Consider the following 17107-nt stretch of genomic DNA (forward strand, 5'->3'; position numbering starts at 1 on the left):
AAGACAAGTTGGTGTTGTCAAACATTAAAGCAATGGCATGTGAACGGCTAATATGATTGCGATTAAGCATTAAACAATCACATGACAGCAGCACAGCTAGACAACCCCAAGCCCAACCCACAAAACAAAAGTCTCTTACACATAGAAAACCTACAGATGCACTTCCCCATCACCCAAGGAATCATCTGGCAAAAGCAAATTGGCTCCATCAAAGCTGTTGATGGACTCAACTTCGATATCAACCGTGGCGAAACTTTAGGCTTAGTAGGAGAATCTGGCTGTGGCAAAAGTACCACCGGACGAGCGATCCTACAACTATACCGTCCGACAGCTGGTCATGTTTACTTTGAAAATATCGACCTAACCCAGCTAGAGGCTGAATCCCTGCGCCAGATGCGCCGCCGGATGCAAATGATTTTTCAAGACCCCTATGCTTCTCTCAATCCCAGGATGACCGTAGGAAGTATTGTCGGTGAACCCCTGCAAATCCATGGGTTAGCCATCGGTAAACAAAAACAAGAACGAGTCCAGTCCTTACTAGAGGTGGTAGGACTCAATCCCCAGTTTATCAATCGCTATCCCCACGAATTCTCTGGGGGTCAGCGTCAGCGGATTGTGATTGCTCGCGCCTTAGCTTTAAACCCTGACTTTATAGTATGTGATGAACCGATTGCTGCTTTAGATGTATCCATTCAAGCCCAAGTCGTTAACTTGATGCAGTCGTTGCAAGCAGAATTTGGTTTAACTTATCTATTTATTGCTCACGATTTAAGTATAGTGCGCCACATTTCTGACCGGGTGGCAGTAATGTACCTAGGCAAAATAGTAGAACTCGCAGATCGCGTCTGTTTATATGAGAACCCCTTGCATCCCTATACCCAAGCATTAATCTCAGCCGTACCAATTCCTGACCCTGAACTTGAGCGTCAACGGGAACGTATTATCCTAACAGGTGATGTACCCAGCCCCAGCAATCCCCCCAAAGGTTGTCGGTTTCACACTCGCTGTCCTATGGTAATGGATACTTGTCGGCAAGACCCAGAACCAGAGTTTAAAGATGCAGGTAGAGGACATTATGTTGCTTGTCATTTAGTTCATTGACAAAACGACAACCACTCACAAAACTAATGTTCGTGCATCGCAATGGATCGAGAGCAACGCCAATTACTCGGTAGAGCCGAAGGCCATCCCATGCGCAGGGCTTCTGGGCAAATGGTATGAATGGTCAGCTGGCAATCAATCAGCTGCAAGCCTTCTTTTTCCACCTGCTTCATCCCTTGTTTCAAGATTGAGTCATTCTTGAATTCAACGGTCTGGTTACACTGAATACACACCAGATGATGGTGATGATGGGGAAAAGGCTGATTGAGTTCATAATGTTTATGCCCTTCTGCCAACTCCAATTCCCGCAGGATGCCCATCCGTGACATTAACTTAACGCTACGGTAAATAGTAGATAAGCTGATTCCTTCTGCTCGTTGCTCGAGCAATTCGTGAAGTTCCTCAGCACTGAGATGGGTTCCTCTCGGTAAATTTTGGAAAACGTGGAGAATGGTCTCCCGTTGTGGTGTCATACGCCAACCTCGAGCATTGAGTTCGGCCTTGAGTGAAGCAGCTGTATAGTTAGCCATGGTAACCCTCTCAAAAACGAGCCATTATTGACAATATTAAATAATTATTTCTCTCACTTGCAAGAAAATTTTCTAATTGAGAATAAATAGTAAAGGATTATTGGTTACTTTTGAGAATAGGGCAGGCACGGATCGAGCTCGGATACAGGGATACGCCGAAAATACCAAATCCAGCACGATCCGGATTTGGCAAATAAGTTAGGAAAAGGGCGAATAATGGAAAGACGGGGCACAGAGGGAAGACAGGGAACAGGCTTATGGAAGCAGATTGGCCATAACCCTTGTGCCTTGTGGCTTGTAAGTTATGACTATGTTATTGCCCCCTCTCCCTAGATTTTGGTGATTGATGCTTAAAACTTGCAATAAGCAAGCACACAATACCTACGTTGATACACACATCGGCCACATTAAATACCGGGAAGTTAATCAACCGAAAATCGAGGAAATCCACAACGCAACCCGTTACTGTCTGGTTATCTACCAAACAACTGTTGAAAAAACGGTCTATGCCATTACCCAATGCTCCTCCCAGTATGAAGCCATAACCAAGCTGTTCCAACCTAATCAGCTTTGGTCCAAACCAAGCTAGGGCGATTAAACCAATACTCACAGCTAAGGACAGCCAGCGCAACCAGCTGCCGTCTTCACTAAAGAGACTGAAAGCGGCACCAGTATTAGTAAAATAGGTAAAGTGAAACACCCCTTGCCACAGGGGTAGAGTCTCTTTCAATTCAAAATTCTGCACCACCCAATATTTAGTCAGCTGATCCAGAATCAGACCAATAGCAGCAGCAAACCAACACAGGCGGTTTTTTTTCATTAGTCATTAGTCATGATAGCATTTATTGATTGGGTGAGGGACTTACTAGGAGTCGGGAGTCGGGAGTCGGGAGTCGGGAGTCGGGAGTGTCAAAGCCGTTTTACACATCTAGTGATTAGTCTTTTGTTAATTAAACCTTAGCAATTAACAAATTTATTTTGACCAATGACTATCAATAAAACATCAACTGCCGTAGAGCAAATGCCACAACGGTGACAGAACAAATTACCACTAGCTGACTCGGTAAAGGTGAAATGGTATATTTCATGATGGCTTCCATGAGAGGCTCAGCCCCAAGCACTGACCAATTGATGCCGTGGAAAATCATCAAATAGCCGACACCATAGGCATGGATGGTTAGTAAACCACATAGGCAGCTAAATGCCAATGTTTCGACTCGTGGTTGTACGCGAAAGGCTAAAAAACCACACACCCAGGCTCCGGCAATAAAGCCTAGTATGTATCCAAAGCTGGGTTCCTTGATATAGCCAATACCTCCACCTTGAGTAAAGACTGGCAGGTTCAACCCGATCACAACATAGGCAATTTGAGAAAGAGCACCAGCATTTCTGCCTCCTAAACAAGCAGCTAGTAGGACTGCTCCAATCTGATAGGTAACCCCTAAGGATATAGTTTGAACACCTTGAGTTGACCAATCCCAGGGTGGATTGGAGACAAAGAAGGCTTCTAGAAACGTGCCGCCGATTGTCAGCAGCAAACCAATTATGGCCCACAAAATCTCATTGGGAGCAGACACAGTTACATCGATAATCTATTTATTCTGGCTATTTATTCTAAGAGTTATATTCTCCGGGAATCGGAGCTTCACCACCGGTTAGACCCAAAGAGTCCAGCATAGCGTGGTCTTGCTCTGGTGGCTGTCCCAGAGTGGTGAGGTAGTGTCCAATCAGCATAGCATTGATTCCGGATTTTAGCCCTTGTGCCTGCAATTGGCCCATCACGGCTTCTCGCCCACCAGCATAGCGCAGGATTTGCTCAGGTAGGATCATCCGGAAAATTGCGATCGCTTTTAGTGCTTCATAGGTATCTAGCTTCCCAGATTCTCCCAAAGGGGTTCCAGACCGAGGATTGAGCAAGTTCAGGGGTACTGATTCCACCTTTAACTCCCCCAGGGCTAGAGCTAAATCCACTCGGTCTTCCCAGCTTTCTCCCATGCCCATAATCCCACCAGTGCAGGCTTGAATCCCCACTGATTTCAAGTTCTGGATCGTCTCGACGCGATCGCGCCAGCTGTGAGTAGTGACAATTTCTGGGAAAAACCGCTCTGAGGTTTCTAAGTTGTGGTTGTAGCGAGTTACCCCAGCTTCTTTCAGGGCTTGGGCTTGTTCCGAGGTCACTTCTCCCAAAGCACAGCAAGGCTTAATGCTGGTTTCGGCAATAATCTCCCGTACCGTTTCCAGAATTTGTTCAAACTCTTTCGATTTAGGACTACTGTACTTTGGTCCACGTCCCTGACTCACTAGGCAAAAACGTTTGGCTCCAGCCGCTTCAGCTGCCTTAGCTTGAGCCATAATCTCTTGCTTAGACTTAAGACCATAAATCGGGGAATCAACGCCAGGATGGTGAGCCGACTGGGCACAGAAGCCACAGTTTTCTGAGCAGCCGCCAGATTTGACATTGACGATACTACACAAATCCACGGTATTACCACAGCAGGCTTGGCGCACTTTGTCAGCTGCTTGGCACAGCAGCAATATATTATCTTGCCCTTCGAGTTTGGTCAGGGCTAAGGCTTGCTCTCTAGTAATGCGATCGCCTGCAATAATCCCCTCAGTTAGCTTTTGTAGCCACTGATTCAGGGATGCTGGGGATGTTAAGCATTGTTCTGGTGTACTTCCTGGTGTACTTGCTAGTGTACTTGCTGGTGTAGTTGATAAACCTACAGATAGACCTACAGCAGTTGACAAAGGTGCTTGAACCACAGTATCTCCCACATATATCAGCTTTAAAGGCACCCTTCACTATACCACCTTAGAGTAAGTTAGCTAGTGAAACCTACTACACCAACTATAAATTTAACCTTTTCTTAATTAAATTTTAACCTAATGCTTAACCTACTCTTTAGGATAGAGCGGTACACTCCGGCTGTGACGCCTAAAATAATTAAGCCAATTCCATGTTGTCTCAAAAGAATTCTTTATTGTCAATAGCATTGATCACCACCTTAGCCGTGGGCATTACATCCTGTGGTGGTGGTTCAGCCCCCACAGCTACAGTTGAGGTAGATGGTTCCAGTACAGTATTTCCCATCTCTGAGGCAATGGCGGAAGAGTTCCAGAAAGCCAATCCGGGAATCAAAGTTACCGTCGGTATCTCTGGTACTGGTGGTGGATTCAAGAAGTTTTGTGCTCGAGAAACGGATATTTCCAACGGCTCCCGTCCGATCAAAGAATCAGAAATAGAACTTTGCAAGAAGGGAGGAATTGAGTACATCGAATTACCCATCGCCTTTGATGGACTTTCTGTGGTAGTTAACAAAGAAAATAACTTTGCTAGCTGCCTAAAAACCGCTGAACTCAAAAAAATCTGGGAGCCAGCAGCTCAAGACAAAGTCAACAACTGGAAGCAAATTCGTCCTGGTTTCCCTGATACCAAACTAGGACTTTATGGTCCAGGAACTGACTCCGGAACCTATGACTACTTTATGGAAAACACGGTTGGTAAAGACGCTGGCTCTCGGGGCGACTATACCGCTAGTGAAGATGACAATTTGCTGGTGCAAGGGGTATCTACTGATAAGGGTGGACTAGCCTTCTTTGGTTACGCCTACTACGAAGAAAACAAAGATAAACTCAAACTGCTAGAGATTAATGGAGGAAGTGGTTGTGTTGCGCCTAACAAAGCAACTATTGCCGATGGGAGTTACAAACCTCTATCTCGCCCAGAGTTTATCTATGTCAATAAAGAGGCGGCGAATCGACCGGAAGTTAAAGCTTTTGTAGAGTATCATTTGGCAGCAGAAAATTCTAAATTAATCTCCGAAGTTGGCTATGTGCCCATGCCAGAAGACATTATGATGCTGGTGAGAAAGCGCTTTAGCGAAGGCACAGTCGGTACAGTCTTTGCTAATGCTCCTAAAGGATCCAAAGTTAAAGAGCTATTAGAGAAATAAAGAATAGTAAAGGATTTCTTAAAGTCTGAAGGATGAAAGATGAAGGATGAAGGCCGAAAAAATACAAGTTGCTAAGTCACCTTGCTTGTAAGTCACCTTGATAGATATCATAAGTACATCTATCAGTATAATTATTTCATTCCTCACACTTGATTCCTCACACTTGATTTCTCACACTTAATTTCTCACACTTCATCCTTCATCCTTTATCCTTTATCATTCGCACTTCATCCTACCCTTACAGAACGCTATCAAGCGAACACACTTGCTCCTTCACACTTAATACTTTACTGATGACTACCACTCCGTCATCTTTTGAGTCATCAGACTCTGAGATGTTTCGACCAAACCGGCAGTTAAACAAGCGGGTAGAAATGGTAGTAAAAATAGTTTTTGCTATCTTTGCCTTTGTTTCTGTCGCAACTACCATCGGCATTGTTCTAACCCTAATATTTGAAACAGTAGGATTTTTCCAAGAAGTATCACTCTGGAAATTCCTGACTGATACAGCATGGACTCCCTTGTTTGCTAATCCCCAGTTTGGCATTTTTGTGCTGATTAGTGCCACCTTCCTGACCTCTGTAATCGCGCTGATGGTGGCATTACCTCTGGGATTGCTGGCAGCTATCTACTTGAGTGAATATGCATCTAGTGGTATCCGTCGCTTGCTCAAACCTGCCCTAGAAATATTAGCAGGGGTTCCTACAGTGGTATTTGGTTACTTCGCCCTGATGGTAGTTAGCCCCTTCTTAGGAAAATTTATTCCCGAGTTACAAGGATTCAATGCCTTAAGCGCTGGCATTGTTTTAGGAATAGCCATTATTCCTATGATAGCTTCCCTCAGTGAAGATGCTATCTATGCTGTACCCAATAGTTTAAGACAAGGTGCTTATGCCTTGGGGGCAACTAAACGAGAAACCATCATCGGAGTAGTAATACCAGCAGCATTATCTGGAATTGTTGCTTCCTTCGTACTAGCGGTTTCCCGTGCTGTGGGTGAAACCATGATTGTTAGCATTGCTGCGGGTCAAAATCCCACCTTAGGACTGAATCCCCTAGTACCAGTGATGACCATGACAGCCTATATCGTTCAGGTCAGCATGGGAGATACACCAGCAGGTTCCCTAGCTTACAAAACTATTTTTTCCGTAGGTATGACCCTGTTCTTACTGACCTTAGCCCTAAATATCTTTAGCTTTTGGTTTGTCCGTCGCTTTCGGGAGAAATACGACTAATGGCACAAGACCTAAAACCTCTAGGAGACGATTCCCCAGGTTACTTCAACCTGGCGCTACCCAAGCGCTATAACTTTGATAAAATCCTCGCCATTGCTGCCTGGCTTGCCATCTTTTTTGGGCTAGCCATACTCGCAGTATTGCTGATTGAAGTTTTTAGGGATGGTCTCCCCCGGCTCGATTGGCAATTTATCAGCAGTCCTCCTTCCCGTAAACCAGACCAAGCTGGTATTTTTCCTCCCTTAATCGGTAGTGTCTGGCTGTTGGTGCTAACAGCAATTATCTCTTTTCCCTTGGGAGTAGGGGCGGCTATTTACTTAGAAGAATATGCCACTGACAACCTGTTGACCCAGATTATTGAAATCAACATCGCTAACCTAGCTGCTGTACCTTCAATTATTTACGGCTTATTGGGTTTACAAGTGTTTGTTCGGTGGTTGGCTCCCATTACTAATGGTAGGAGCATACTAACTGGTGCCCTAACCCTGTCGTTATTAATTCTGCCCATCATTATTGTTGCCACCCGTGAAAGTCTACGGGCAATTCCCAATAGTTTGCGTCAAGCGGGTTATGCCTTAGGAGCAACTCGCTGGCAAGTCATTCGAGAGCATATTTTTCCTCTCGCTTTACCTGGTATCCTGACAGGAACCATTTTGGCACTCTCAAGGGCAATTGGGGAAACTGCTCCTTTGATCACTATCGGAGCCTTGAGCTTCATTACCAGGCCGCCAATGAACCCACAAGATCCATTTACTGCACTGCCAATTCAAATTTACAACTGGATCTCCCGTCCCCAAGAAGCCTTCCACACTAACGCGGCGGCGGGAATTGTTATGTTGATGATAGTGCTGTTGGTCATGAATGCTGGAGCAATTTTCCTGCGCAACAAATTCCAAACCAATAGATAGAAACTCAGGATATAGACTAGTAAAACACCTATTAAAAAGCATGGAAAATTTTTCAGCTTTGATTTCAAAAGTTAACAATGACACAGAGGATTTAACCATGAATCCTAACCAAATTATGGAATCCACAAGTTCTTATGTAGAAGTAGAAGATCCGGTTTTACGGGCTGAAAAAGTTTCCGTCTACTATGGATCATTTTTAGCAGTCAAAGATGTCTATTTAGATATTCCCAAAAACCAAGTTACCGCCTTTATCGGACCGTCTGGTTGTGGAAAAAGCACCTTGTTGCGGTGTTTTAATCGCTTAAACGACCTGATTCCGGGAGCAATGGTAACAGGTAGAATTACCTTCCATGGCGAAAATCTTTATGATAAAAAGTTTGACAACAGCATTGAAGAAGTACGTCGCCGTATTGGGATGGTATTCCAAAAGCCAAACCCTTTTCCCAAATCCATTTATGAAAATATTGCCTTCGGAGCCCGGATTAATGGCTATCAAGGGGACATGGATGAATTAGTGGAGCGCAGTCTCCAACAAGCTGCCCTCTGGGATGAAGTCAAAGATAAACTAAGACAGAGTGGTCTGTCTCTATCGGGTGGTCAACAACAGCGTTTGTGTATTGCTCGTGCCTTAGCCATTAAGCCAGAAGTGTTGTTGATGGATGAACCTTGCTCCGCTCTTGACCCCATCTCCACCCTTAAAGTGGAAGAACTAATGCACGAGCTGAAAGAAAAATACACCATTGTTATCGTTACCCACAACATGCAACAAGCTACCCGAGTAGCAGATATGACCGCTTTCTATAACGCTAGGGCAACGGAAACAGGTGGCAAACAAGGCTATTTAGTAGAGTTCAATAGAACTGAAGTCATCTTCCAAAATCCTCAGCAGGAAGCCACTAGGGACTATGTGAGTGGGCGTTTCGGCTAAATCCCCCCAAAATTTTCCCCTAACATGCAACGAAACCTTGTGTTTTAAACCCAACTGATGGGAGATTTGATCTCAGACTAGACATGCCACGGCAACACGCCCGTGGGATTTTTTTTTCTGATAGGGATGATCCCCCCAGTACCAATTCAAGATAGGATCAAATCTGATTATAAAATTGGATTTGTTGTCAATGATGCGAATAAAGCGCTACTTATCAGGTTTTATTGCCCTGGTACTGGTTATGGTTATCGGTTTAACTGGTTGTGCCTCAAGTGGTACAGGCTTAACAGGAGATTACCGTCAGGATACAATAATTGCTCTACAAGAATTAAGACAAGCCCTTGAATTACCAGAAGATTCACCAGATAAGACGGCAATTCGTGAAAAAGCCACTCTACTGATGAATGACTATGCCTCGCGCTACCGCAGAGATAGATCTGTGTCTACCCTCAATTCCTTCACTACCATGCGAACTGCTGTCAATTCTTTGGCTGGTTATTACAGTTCCTATCCCAATCGCCCTTTACCGAAAAAGTTGAAGGATCGTCTGCAGCAGGAATTTTCCCAAGTCGAGCGTTCTCTCAAACGGGGCGCTTAAGCTGTCGATACCTCGCCTATTGTAGGCGAGGCATAACCTGGGTTAACAAAAAAACTGCGAGTAGAAACCTGTCCTATGTTCAGGTTTCTTGAGAACATCCCAAGCAAGGGAGGGTAGGGTTATCGATGATATCAAAGTTTTGGCCAATTTTTTTATCTGCTCTCGCCCTAACTCTCATCATAAGTAAGAATTTTCCGGAACAGTAGGTAAGAGAGCTGAAAACAGTTAAAGATAATGCCAGCCGAAGCGCGGTTAGGGGTTAGAGAGATTATTATAGGGTTTATGGCTACTACTAGGGTAATGGTTCACTAATAATCAACAATAATCAAAGTTGACAAATTTAATGATATATGCATCAAATAAAACGATATAGATTTACTTATAGATTTACCTCTACCCCCTGCCTTGGTGTTTCCCTTTCTATCCCTAAACTATATAATAACTAGCTAAAGCTAATTTTATAAAAAATCATAGTTAAAAACCCCTGTGCAATAACGATGGGGATGAAAACGAGTTAGTGAATTGCTCACCCTCTCGTAGTATCTGTTTATAATCCCTGATGCTGCACCTGGGGGAGATATCAAAGATATTGAAGCAATCGGGGATGAGTTAACTGGCTTTTGGCTAACTTTCTGTTCTTTTGTAGTGTTTCTAGGAATGTATAACAGTTTTGGTAAACGGAGGCAACACCGGCAAGGTCTACATCGTAGCTTGATTGCCACCTTTGCAGTAGGAAGTAGTCTTTTGAGTCAGTGTTGGTTTGTACCAACCGCTGAGGCAAAAACAAAAGCTTATTGCCACTTTACTCAGGAAGCGATCGCTCAAAAAGAAAGCTTAAGAGTTAATTCCTTAAAGAATAACTCAGACTCTAAAATCAGCTACCAAACCATTATCCAGGCACACGCCAGTTTCTTACAGCAGTGTCGTTCCCAAACCTGGCCGCAAAATCAAGCAATTTGGGTGCGCTTATATCCCTGTGATGCTCGTCCTGGAGCCCTTGAGGAAACCCTAGACCGTATTGTGAACCAAGGCTACAATCAAGTCTACGTTGAAGTATTTTACGATGGTCGCGTCCTGTTACCAAAGGCAGATAATCGTACTCCTTGGCCGTCAGTCATACAACAACCGGGGACTGAGAACGTAGATTTATTAGCCCAGGCGATTCAAAAAGGTCGTGAGCGGGGTTTGCAGGTGTATGCCTGGATGTTTACAATGAATTTTGGTTATACCTACGGTCATCGTGCCGAGCGGCAACAGATTCTTGCCCGCAATGGTCAAGGAGAAACGAGTTTGTCTGTAGTTAAGGATGGCTCTCAAGTATTTATCGACCCTTACAATCGACAAGCCCAGGTAGACTACTATGAGATGCTTAAGGGTGTATTAAAGCGACGCCCCGATGGGATTTTATTCGACTACATTCGCTATCCCCGTGGTTCAGGTTCCCAGTCTGTGGCCAGCAGTGTCAAGGATCTTTGGATTTACAGTGATGCAGCTAAGCAAGCCCTGTATCAACGGGCTGGTAACAATCAAGGTAAGGAGCTAATTCGGCGCTATCTGAGTAAGGGTTCCATTAGCGCTAAGGATATAAAAGCTGTCAAAAAGCTCTACCCTGATGAAAAAACCCCCCTCTGGCAAGGTCGCACTCCTTCAGCAAGAGAAAGTACTCGAACTATACAATGGCAGTTGTGGCAACTCAGTGTTGCTCACGCTGCCCAAGGGATATTAGACTTTCTCAAATTAGGCGAATTGGCAGCAGAGCGAGCTGGGGTACAAGCCGGTGCAGTGTTTTTCCCCGATGGCAACCAAGTTGTAGGTCGCATGGGTTATGATTCCAGACTACAGCCTTGGGAACATTTTCCCCGTTCCCTGGAATGGCATCCCATGTCTTATGGTGTTTGTGGTCACACCGGTTGTATTGCCAATTTAGTCAAACGGGTGTTTAAGTGGGCATCGTCGGAAACAGACGTAAAACCAGCACTCGCAGGAACTTGGGGAAGATCCATAAAAAATCGTCCTTCCCTAGAAAACCAGATGCAGGCATTGCGCCGAGTGACACCACAAATTAACTCAGTCAGCCATTTTGCCTTCTCTTGGCAAGATCCAGAATTTGACCGCGAGCGCAAGTTTTGCCGATTGTAGTAGTTGTCAATTAACTTAGGTACTTATGACCTTAGGGTTGCGCGGGAGTAGGGAGTAGGGAGCTCGGGTGTCGGAAGAGGGCTGCTCAGAATGAGCCCCCTCGACCTTTGGTTAAGATTGCCCTAATTGGGATGCTTCTGATTAAGCAGTTACTAATTCGGGTTCAGGACGCTTGCTGTTACGAATACCGCTAATTGCCTCTGCGTAATCTGGTGCCTTGAATACAGCGGAGCCAGCCACAATCGCATTCGCTCCAGCTTCTAGCACTTGCCAGGTATTGTTAACCTTGAGTCCACCATCAACTTCAATCCAAGGAGAAAGACCGCGCTCATCACACATCTGACGGAGTTTGCGGATTTTTGGCACAACTTCAGTAATAAAGCTTTGACCACCAAAGCCAGGATTGACGCTCATAATCAGGATCAAATCACAGACTTCTAGGACGTACTCAATTAAATCCAAGGATGAGGAGGGGTTAAGTACAACACCTGCTTGCTTACCCAATTCTCTAATCTGACACAGAGTGCGGTGCAGATGGGGTGAAGCATTGTGTTCAGCATGAACAGATATAATATCAGCCCCTGCCTCAGCAAAGTCTGCGACATACTTTTCTGGTTCCACAATCATCAAGTGGACATCCAGTGGCTTTTGGGTAATCGGGCGAATGGCTTTAACAACTAGAGGACCAATGGTGATGTTAGGGACAAATCTACCATCCATGACATCAACATGAATCCAATCAGCGCCTGCGGCATCCACAGCCTTAATTTCGTCTCCCAGTCGGCTAAAATCAGCTGACAGGATAGAAGGGGAAATAACAACTTGCTTTTGGGATAGGGTGTTGCTCATGATTGGAGGTGTTCTCCTGGAAGCTTATTTTTCAGTATTTTAACAAAATCTTTAGATTTTCCCTAACCAGTTGTTGTGCTGCTGAGCTATTTGGGGACCAGTGGGATGGTGACCAGTTGGCTATAAATCACCCCATACCTACGGATGCTTACCTCTAGCAGGTCATTATGAAACTTTTGATAACATGGGCAACAGTTAGTCAGTCTGTACTCTTATGCAGCTGCCTTACTCAAACGATAGAATATCCTGCTTTAATAGAATTTTGGAGGAAATATGACGTCAAATCCCCAAGCATCTGCATATACTCAAAGCAGCACCAATGAAACTACCCTTGAGGATGAAAAACAGCTGAAAGTAGACCTCAAAGTTGATCAACCTGGTGCTATAGCCAAACTCACTGCTCCTGAGCCAGAACTCACCCAACCGTGGCAGGAATGGTTGCAAACTCTTACAGACATTTTGTCACAATTGCCGGAATATATCGGCGGATTTGTTAGCAATTACCAAAAACCCTTGCTTACCATTGGTCTTTTGCTCGCTGGGTTCATGACTGTTAAGATCACTTTGGCGGTGCTGGATGCAATTAACGATATTCCCCTGATGGCACCGTTGTTTGAATTAGTGGGTATTGGCTATACTATCTGGTTTGTAGCTCGTTATCTACTCAAAGTCGAAACACGCCAAGAATTATCAGGGGAGATTCAATCCCTTAAAGGTCAGTTTATAGCTAAAAAGTGATAACTAGTGTGGTGGCATTAGCCCTTGTCAGGTGAGGAGTAAAAAAAATAGGGCATGGACAATCGTCTCAATTGGTTTCCATACCCTATTGCAGTAAATTAGTTTGACACTCCCCGGCCTAAAGGCGCGAGGATTCAAAGCGCGGAGGTACCCTTTTGGGGCATTGCTCGTAACAACTACCAACATGGGGTTGATAGTCCAATTGGCGGTGCCAATTGCCTCTACTCTCTCCGACAGAAATGTCATTGAGTCTACTTTTTTTTTAAGTACTTTGATTCGCTTTCCAAAAAGACTCAGGCGCACGCCTCCTAGGCGAATTAAATTACGGGGTCGCGCCTCTTGCGTGGCATTGGGCTGGAATTGGAGTCTTAGACCGAGTCCCCATTTCGAGTAACTACCATTTAACCAAGGCGTCCCACTGCTGGGAGTTTCACCCTTCCTTTTCGGGTCATTGCGTCTTCTGCTATTATAGCACAAAGCCGTCCGTTGAAGTTACCGTAAGGGAGTTGAGCCTTTATGGTTAGTCTGCTATGGGTAAAAGGGTTAAGTCTTTTGTAATAAGGCTCCACTCCCTAAGGTTTCGTCTCCTAGAAGGACGGGGTTTCAGACCCATTTTTTTTGATGACAGTAAATTAGTGTTTTTTGGCTGTAGCTCCTTGTAGCTATACTAATTAATACCTATCACTTATTTATAAATTAGCGCGATTTATTGGATAATAAAATTCAAACCTCAACTTGCCGAAGCACTGCGCAGGGCTTGAGCTGCTAGATAGAGTTTGTTCCATTCACCCATCACCTGGTTACTTCTCCAGTTAAGATCGTTAGCGATCGCTTCGAAGGTATGACCAGCTTTCAACTTATCCAGCAACTGCTGTTGCTCAGGGGTCAGTTTTTGCTGATATTCTTGCCATTGCCTTGGGGTTAGTCCAAAACTGTGCTCAGTATAGGATGTTTCCAGCCAACTTGCTACTAAGTCTGGTTTGCCTTTTACCCCATTGATGGAAAAGACACGAATGGCATGGTAACTAATTTTTTCCCGTAGACGATAGACCTTCTTGATCGGCCAATTTAGGCGACGAGCGATCGCCTCTTGAGATTGACCTTGCAAGTAAAGTCGCAGCCAAAGGGCCGCCTCAGACCCTAAGTTTTTCTCTAAGTAAGCCTCAAATTCCTTAGATACGGACATCCTTAGGCTTTGTTTCTCTTCCCAAGCCTGCTTATGTTGATAATTAGTAATGGCTTGGTTATCCAATAGACTCACTGGGGCATCGGTTTCCCCTTCCGGATTGATTGACTCTGACACTAAACGTACCATGTCTCCTTCCGGCACATGGGTCATCCCGCCACGTTGAGACCGACGCAGAAAGTTGACAAACCGATAGACAACTAAGGGCTGGTTGCGAATCGGGCGCAGACAATACTCTTCAAGAGTAGTTAATAATAAAGCATTGCGCAGCGGTTCTTCGAAGGTACATTGTCTAATCCAGGCAATTTGCTTTTGGATATAGCGATCGCTATTTAATAATTCCTGAATCACTTCTTGGAGAACATCCACCACAGCCCTTTGGCGATCGCGACTTAGGGACACCCAAGTGCGGATTTTATTGCGTAAGGTAACTAGACTGGCTAAGCGGGTGGTCAAATTGCGATAGGAACGTTCTGGTGGCACCCCCAAGTAACGCTGTTGCAAAATTCTGTAACGATACTCCATGGCTTGGACAGCGATTGCCAGTTTGCTCTGAGTGAGAGTGTCAAACCCCTCTTTATCTTCTCCAATTAACCACTGTACAATACTGGAGCTGATGGCTGGATTTTGGTTTGGACAGTCACTCAACAAGCGGGACTGCCATTCTCTTTCCAGTTTGTCCGCCAACTTTGCCATGACATTGCACTCCTTGGATCCCTGTTTTAAAGTTTGCATGACAACCCTCCCTGTTTCTACTCACTCGAAGTGGGTAGTGACTGCTTTCTATTTGACCACTAATTCCTAGGTATTGGAAGTGATCAAACTCCCATAAATACGCTTACAAAAGTCACACCAGTAGGATGATAGATAGCACGCCTGTCTGGAGATCTAGATCGTCTTTTAGATGTGTTCTAGATCACAAGCCCTAAATATACTTCTGGGACACCCAGCAAGTTTTACCTTCGTAAACTAGGGTAAGCACCACTATTTAGATATCACTGAGAATGATATGAATTATGCTGATAGCAGCCAATTGATATACCGTCACAGTATCTTCATAAGTATTTATCAAGCTTTTAGTGTAAAGGTGTTTAACTGAGTCGTCTACCCTGATAATCTAACCCTGACGATTTAGCTGAGTACACCCGATATCCCGGTAGCTCTTGACCTTAGGGATTACTATTTAACATACCTTCTTGAATCAGAGGAAATGCTCATACCTAATAATGAATATATCAGAAAACACCCATCAGATCAGCTAACTTGATGCTGAAACAGGCACCCTCGGAATTTTACACAGGTTGGAATTACCGCTGTGCCTATGAATTCTATCCTCCAAGCTAGTCAACTGCTAATAAGGAAATCAGGAGTTCCCCATAGACAGTATATCCACCCAGACCTGTCAAAGGTCTGTAATTCTGATATCCCCGTTCGCCGTTGGCGGTTACCTATTGCCTAAAACCTTAATTTTTCGTTTCAGCTGGGTAATTCCTGACTGTTTTGAGAAGGGAAACCTGATATCTTGATAAAGATACTTGTTTTGATCACTATACTTGTTCAGTTAATCATGTCTGACCCATTGTCTCCTGAGGTAAGCGATCGCATTTGTAAGCACATGAACGATGATCATGCTGATGCTGTGGCACTGTATGCTCAGACTTTCGGTAATTCCCCTGATACAGAAGAAGCAGAAATGGTTTCCATTGATGCTCAAGGCATGACGATCATCACAAAAGTTAAGGGGGAGTCTTCCACTGTGCGCATTACGTTTGATCATGTACTTAAAGATTCTGAAGATGCTCACTACACCTTAATTGACATGATCAAACAGGCAAGGCAGTCAATAAGCAACCTGAAGGGGTGACAAGCACCATTGTTAGGCTTGTTTTCACCCCCTCAGGTCACTGACTTTCACTCCCTGAAAAGGTTGAAGATTTACGCTTACCGATACTTTTTAGCTACCATAATCTACCAAAGGTAAACTCTAGCTCGCCAATGCAAGATGCGATCGCATCCAGGGGGTATCTCCCAAAGCCCTCAGGAATATCCCGCGAGCGCCATAAAAATGTCAAAAAAGTTCGTTCCACCGGGATTACAGCGCAACTATTAAACCCTTGGTTTTCGGGTTTAATTTAAGTTACATAATAATCCCTGTCGGTGTTACCCTAATTTAATTCTAACAAATAATAAGAGTTTTTGGTAGACTCTGCAACATTTTCTCTAGCTGTTTACTAACCCTTTAGGCAGGGTGAGTTTCAGCATGCCGTTGTGATATTCAGCTTCAACCTGATTTCTGTTAATCTTGGCTGGTATTGGAATAACCCGTTTGAATTTCCCATAGCGTAGTTCCGAGCGTACCATACCTATTCCTTTAGTCCTAGCTGCTGACTTGCGCTCGCCACTGATGCAAACAGAGTCTTCGGTCAGTTCAACATCAAGGTCTTTGGCTTCCATGCCTGGAATTTCTAGTGTCAGGTAAACCGCTTTAGGAGTTTCCTCGATCTCTGCATAGGGCATAAACGTCATCCCTGGAAATCCTCCCTCGCCGCTATTCATGAAATGGGTGAGTCGGCGGTTGAGTTCCCGATGCACACTTTCTAGATCTGGCAGATGTTCCGAACGAGTAATAGCCATCATGGTTATCTCCAACTATCCAGTTTTTTTAACCTTCACTTCTAATTTCCGCCCAGTTTATTGTTGCCCAACTAGCCACACTCTAGATAGAAGAAAGTTCCAGACTGGCAGGAATTGATTCACAGAAAATCTTGGGATGTTTGGAAGCCCCGTCTATGCACAACCGGGGTGCTGATTTTAGTATCTGATTTTACTGTTTGGGCTGCGGTGAGCAGATTTTACTCTTTTGAGATCTACTTTTTTGAGATCTATCTATTTTTGAGATCTATTTTTTGAGATCTAATTATGAGTATTTATTTCTAATATCT

General features: G+C 44.4%; 18 protein-coding genes and 1 pseudogene. 10 read left to right on the top strand and 9 right to left on the bottom strand.

Features of this window, described 5'->3' with window-relative positions:
* The first annotated feature begins 81 nt into the window (after positions 1-81).
* Positions 82-1101, top strand: a complete 1020-nt coding sequence (locus F6K63_RS05710) for an ABC transporter ATP-binding protein (protein ID WP_287311209.1) — start codon at positions 82-84, stop codon at positions 1099-1101.
* 23 nt (positions 1102-1124) lie between these two features.
* On the opposite strand, the gene F6K63_RS05715 is transcribed toward F6K63_RS05710, so the two are convergent.
* Together F6K63_RS05715 and lspA are read right to left on the bottom strand one after the other, a co-directional pair.
* Entirely contained in the window at positions 1125-1631 is a 507-nt protein-coding gene (locus F6K63_RS05715; RefSeq protein ID WP_008179729.1) for a ferric uptake regulation protein, read from the bottom strand.
* 313 nt (positions 1632-1944) lie between these two features.
* Positions 1945-2451 (bottom strand): signal peptidase II, encoded by a 507-nt coding sequence (lspA, locus tag F6K63_RS05720; protein ID WP_287311210.1) that lies wholly within the window; start codon positions 2449-2451, stop codon positions 1945-1947.
* A gap of 12 nt (positions 2452-2463) precedes the next feature.
* Here lspA and F6K63_RS05725 point away from each other — a divergent pair, with 12 nt between their 5' ends.
* Positions 2464-2592, top strand: a complete 129-nt coding sequence (locus tag F6K63_RS05725; RefSeq protein ID WP_287257428.1) for a hypothetical protein — start codon at positions 2464-2466, stop codon at positions 2590-2592.
* A gap of 31 nt (positions 2593-2623) precedes the next feature.
* Here F6K63_RS05725 and F6K63_RS05730 read toward each other — a convergent pair whose 3' ends face one another.
* Positions 2624-3208 (bottom strand): biotin transporter BioY, encoded by a 585-nt coding sequence (locus F6K63_RS05730; RefSeq protein WP_008179727.1) that lies wholly within the window; start codon positions 3206-3208, stop codon positions 2624-2626.
* A gap of 37 nt (positions 3209-3245) precedes the next feature.
* Positions 3246-4271 (bottom strand): annotated as a pseudogene (gene bioB / locus F6K63_RS05735) (biotin synthase BioB); the annotation flags it as partial.
* 317 nt (positions 4272-4588) lie between these two features.
* On the opposite strand from bioB, the gene F6K63_RS05740 reads away from it, so the two are divergent.
* The 6 genes from F6K63_RS05740 to F6K63_RS05765 all read left to right on the top strand — a co-directional run bounded on the left by F6K63_RS05740 (position 4589) and on the right by F6K63_RS05765 (position 11392).
* Positions 4589-5584, top strand: coding sequence for a PstS family phosphate ABC transporter substrate-binding protein (locus F6K63_RS05740; RefSeq protein ID WP_287311211.1), 996 nt, complete (start codon positions 4589-4591; stop codon positions 5582-5584).
* 335 nt (positions 5585-5919) lie between these two features.
* Positions 5920-6819, top strand: coding sequence for a phosphate ABC transporter permease subunit PstC (gene pstC, locus F6K63_RS05745; protein ID WP_502708284.1), 900 nt, complete (start codon positions 5920-5922; stop codon positions 6817-6819).
* Positions 6819-7727 carry a phosphate ABC transporter permease PstA gene (gene pstA / locus F6K63_RS05750; RefSeq protein ID WP_287311215.1) on the top strand — a complete coding sequence of 303 codons (909 nt, stop codon included), beginning with the start codon at positions 6819-6821 and terminating at the stop codon, positions 7725-7727. Before pstC ends, pstA begins: the two co-directional genes overlap by 1 nt.
* A 115-nt stretch (positions 7728-7842) precedes the next feature.
* Positions 7843-8655, top strand: a complete 813-nt coding sequence (gene pstB / locus F6K63_RS05755; RefSeq protein ID WP_287311290.1) for a phosphate ABC transporter ATP-binding protein PstB — start codon at positions 7843-7845, stop codon at positions 8653-8655.
* A 193-nt stretch (positions 8656-8848) separates the two neighbouring features.
* Positions 8849-9253 (top strand): photosystem II protein Psb27, encoded by a 405-nt coding sequence (gene psb27 / locus F6K63_RS05760; RefSeq protein WP_287311291.1) that lies wholly within the window; start codon positions 8849-8851, stop codon positions 9251-9253.
* Positions 9254-9910: 657 nt separating this feature from the next.
* Positions 9911-11392, top strand: a complete 1482-nt coding sequence (locus F6K63_RS05765; protein ID WP_287311217.1) for a family 10 glycosylhydrolase — start codon at positions 9911-9913, stop codon at positions 11390-11392.
* Between the two features lie 141 nt (positions 11393-11533).
* Here the strand turns inward: F6K63_RS05765 and rpe are convergent, their stop codons facing one another.
* Positions 11534-12241: a ribulose-phosphate 3-epimerase gene (gene rpe / locus F6K63_RS05770; protein WP_287311219.1), complete on the bottom strand. Its 708-nt coding sequence runs from the start codon at positions 12239-12241 to the stop codon at positions 11534-11536.
* A gap of 273 nt (positions 12242-12514) precedes the next feature.
* On the opposite strand from rpe, the gene F6K63_RS05775 reads away from it, so the two are divergent.
* Positions 12515-12979 (top strand): CAAD domain-containing protein, encoded by a 465-nt coding sequence (locus F6K63_RS05775; protein ID WP_008179709.1) that lies wholly within the window; start codon positions 12515-12517, stop codon positions 12977-12979.
* Between the two features lie 27 nt (positions 12980-13006).
* On the opposite strand, the gene F6K63_RS05780 is transcribed toward F6K63_RS05775, so the two are convergent.
* A complete protein-coding gene (locus F6K63_RS05780; RefSeq protein WP_008179708.1) occupies positions 13007-13456 on the bottom strand; it encodes a hypothetical protein in 450 nt (149 codons plus the stop codon).
* A 253-nt stretch (positions 13457-13709) separates the two neighbouring features.
* Positions 13710-14900 carry a HetZ-related protein 2 gene (locus F6K63_RS05785; protein WP_008179707.1) on the bottom strand — a complete coding sequence of 397 codons (1191 nt, stop codon included), beginning with the start codon at positions 14898-14900 and terminating at the stop codon, positions 13710-13712.
* 832 nt (positions 14901-15732) lie between these two features.
* Here F6K63_RS05785 and F6K63_RS05790 point away from each other — a divergent pair.
* Positions 15733-16029 (top strand): DUF2470 domain-containing protein, encoded by a 297-nt coding sequence (locus tag F6K63_RS05790; RefSeq protein WP_008179706.1) that lies wholly within the window; start codon positions 15733-15735, stop codon positions 16027-16029.
* Positions 16030-16123: 94 nt separating this feature from the next.
* Here F6K63_RS05790 and F6K63_RS05795 read toward each other — a convergent pair whose 3' ends face one another.
* Entirely contained in the window at positions 16124-16252 is a 129-nt protein-coding gene (locus F6K63_RS05795; protein WP_287265105.1) for a hypothetical protein, read from the bottom strand.
* A 133-nt stretch (positions 16253-16385) separates the two neighbouring features.
* A complete protein-coding gene (locus tag F6K63_RS05800; RefSeq protein ID WP_008179705.1) occupies positions 16386-16799 on the bottom strand; it encodes an Hsp20/alpha crystallin family protein in 414 nt (137 codons plus the stop codon).
* Between the last annotated feature and the right edge of the window lie 308 nt (positions 16800-17107).

Origin of the sequence: Moorena sp. SIO1G6 (genome assembly GCF_010672795.1) — a bacterium.
Lineage (GTDB): Bacteria > Cyanobacteriota > Cyanobacteriia > Cyanobacteriales > Coleofasciculaceae > Moorena > Moorena producens.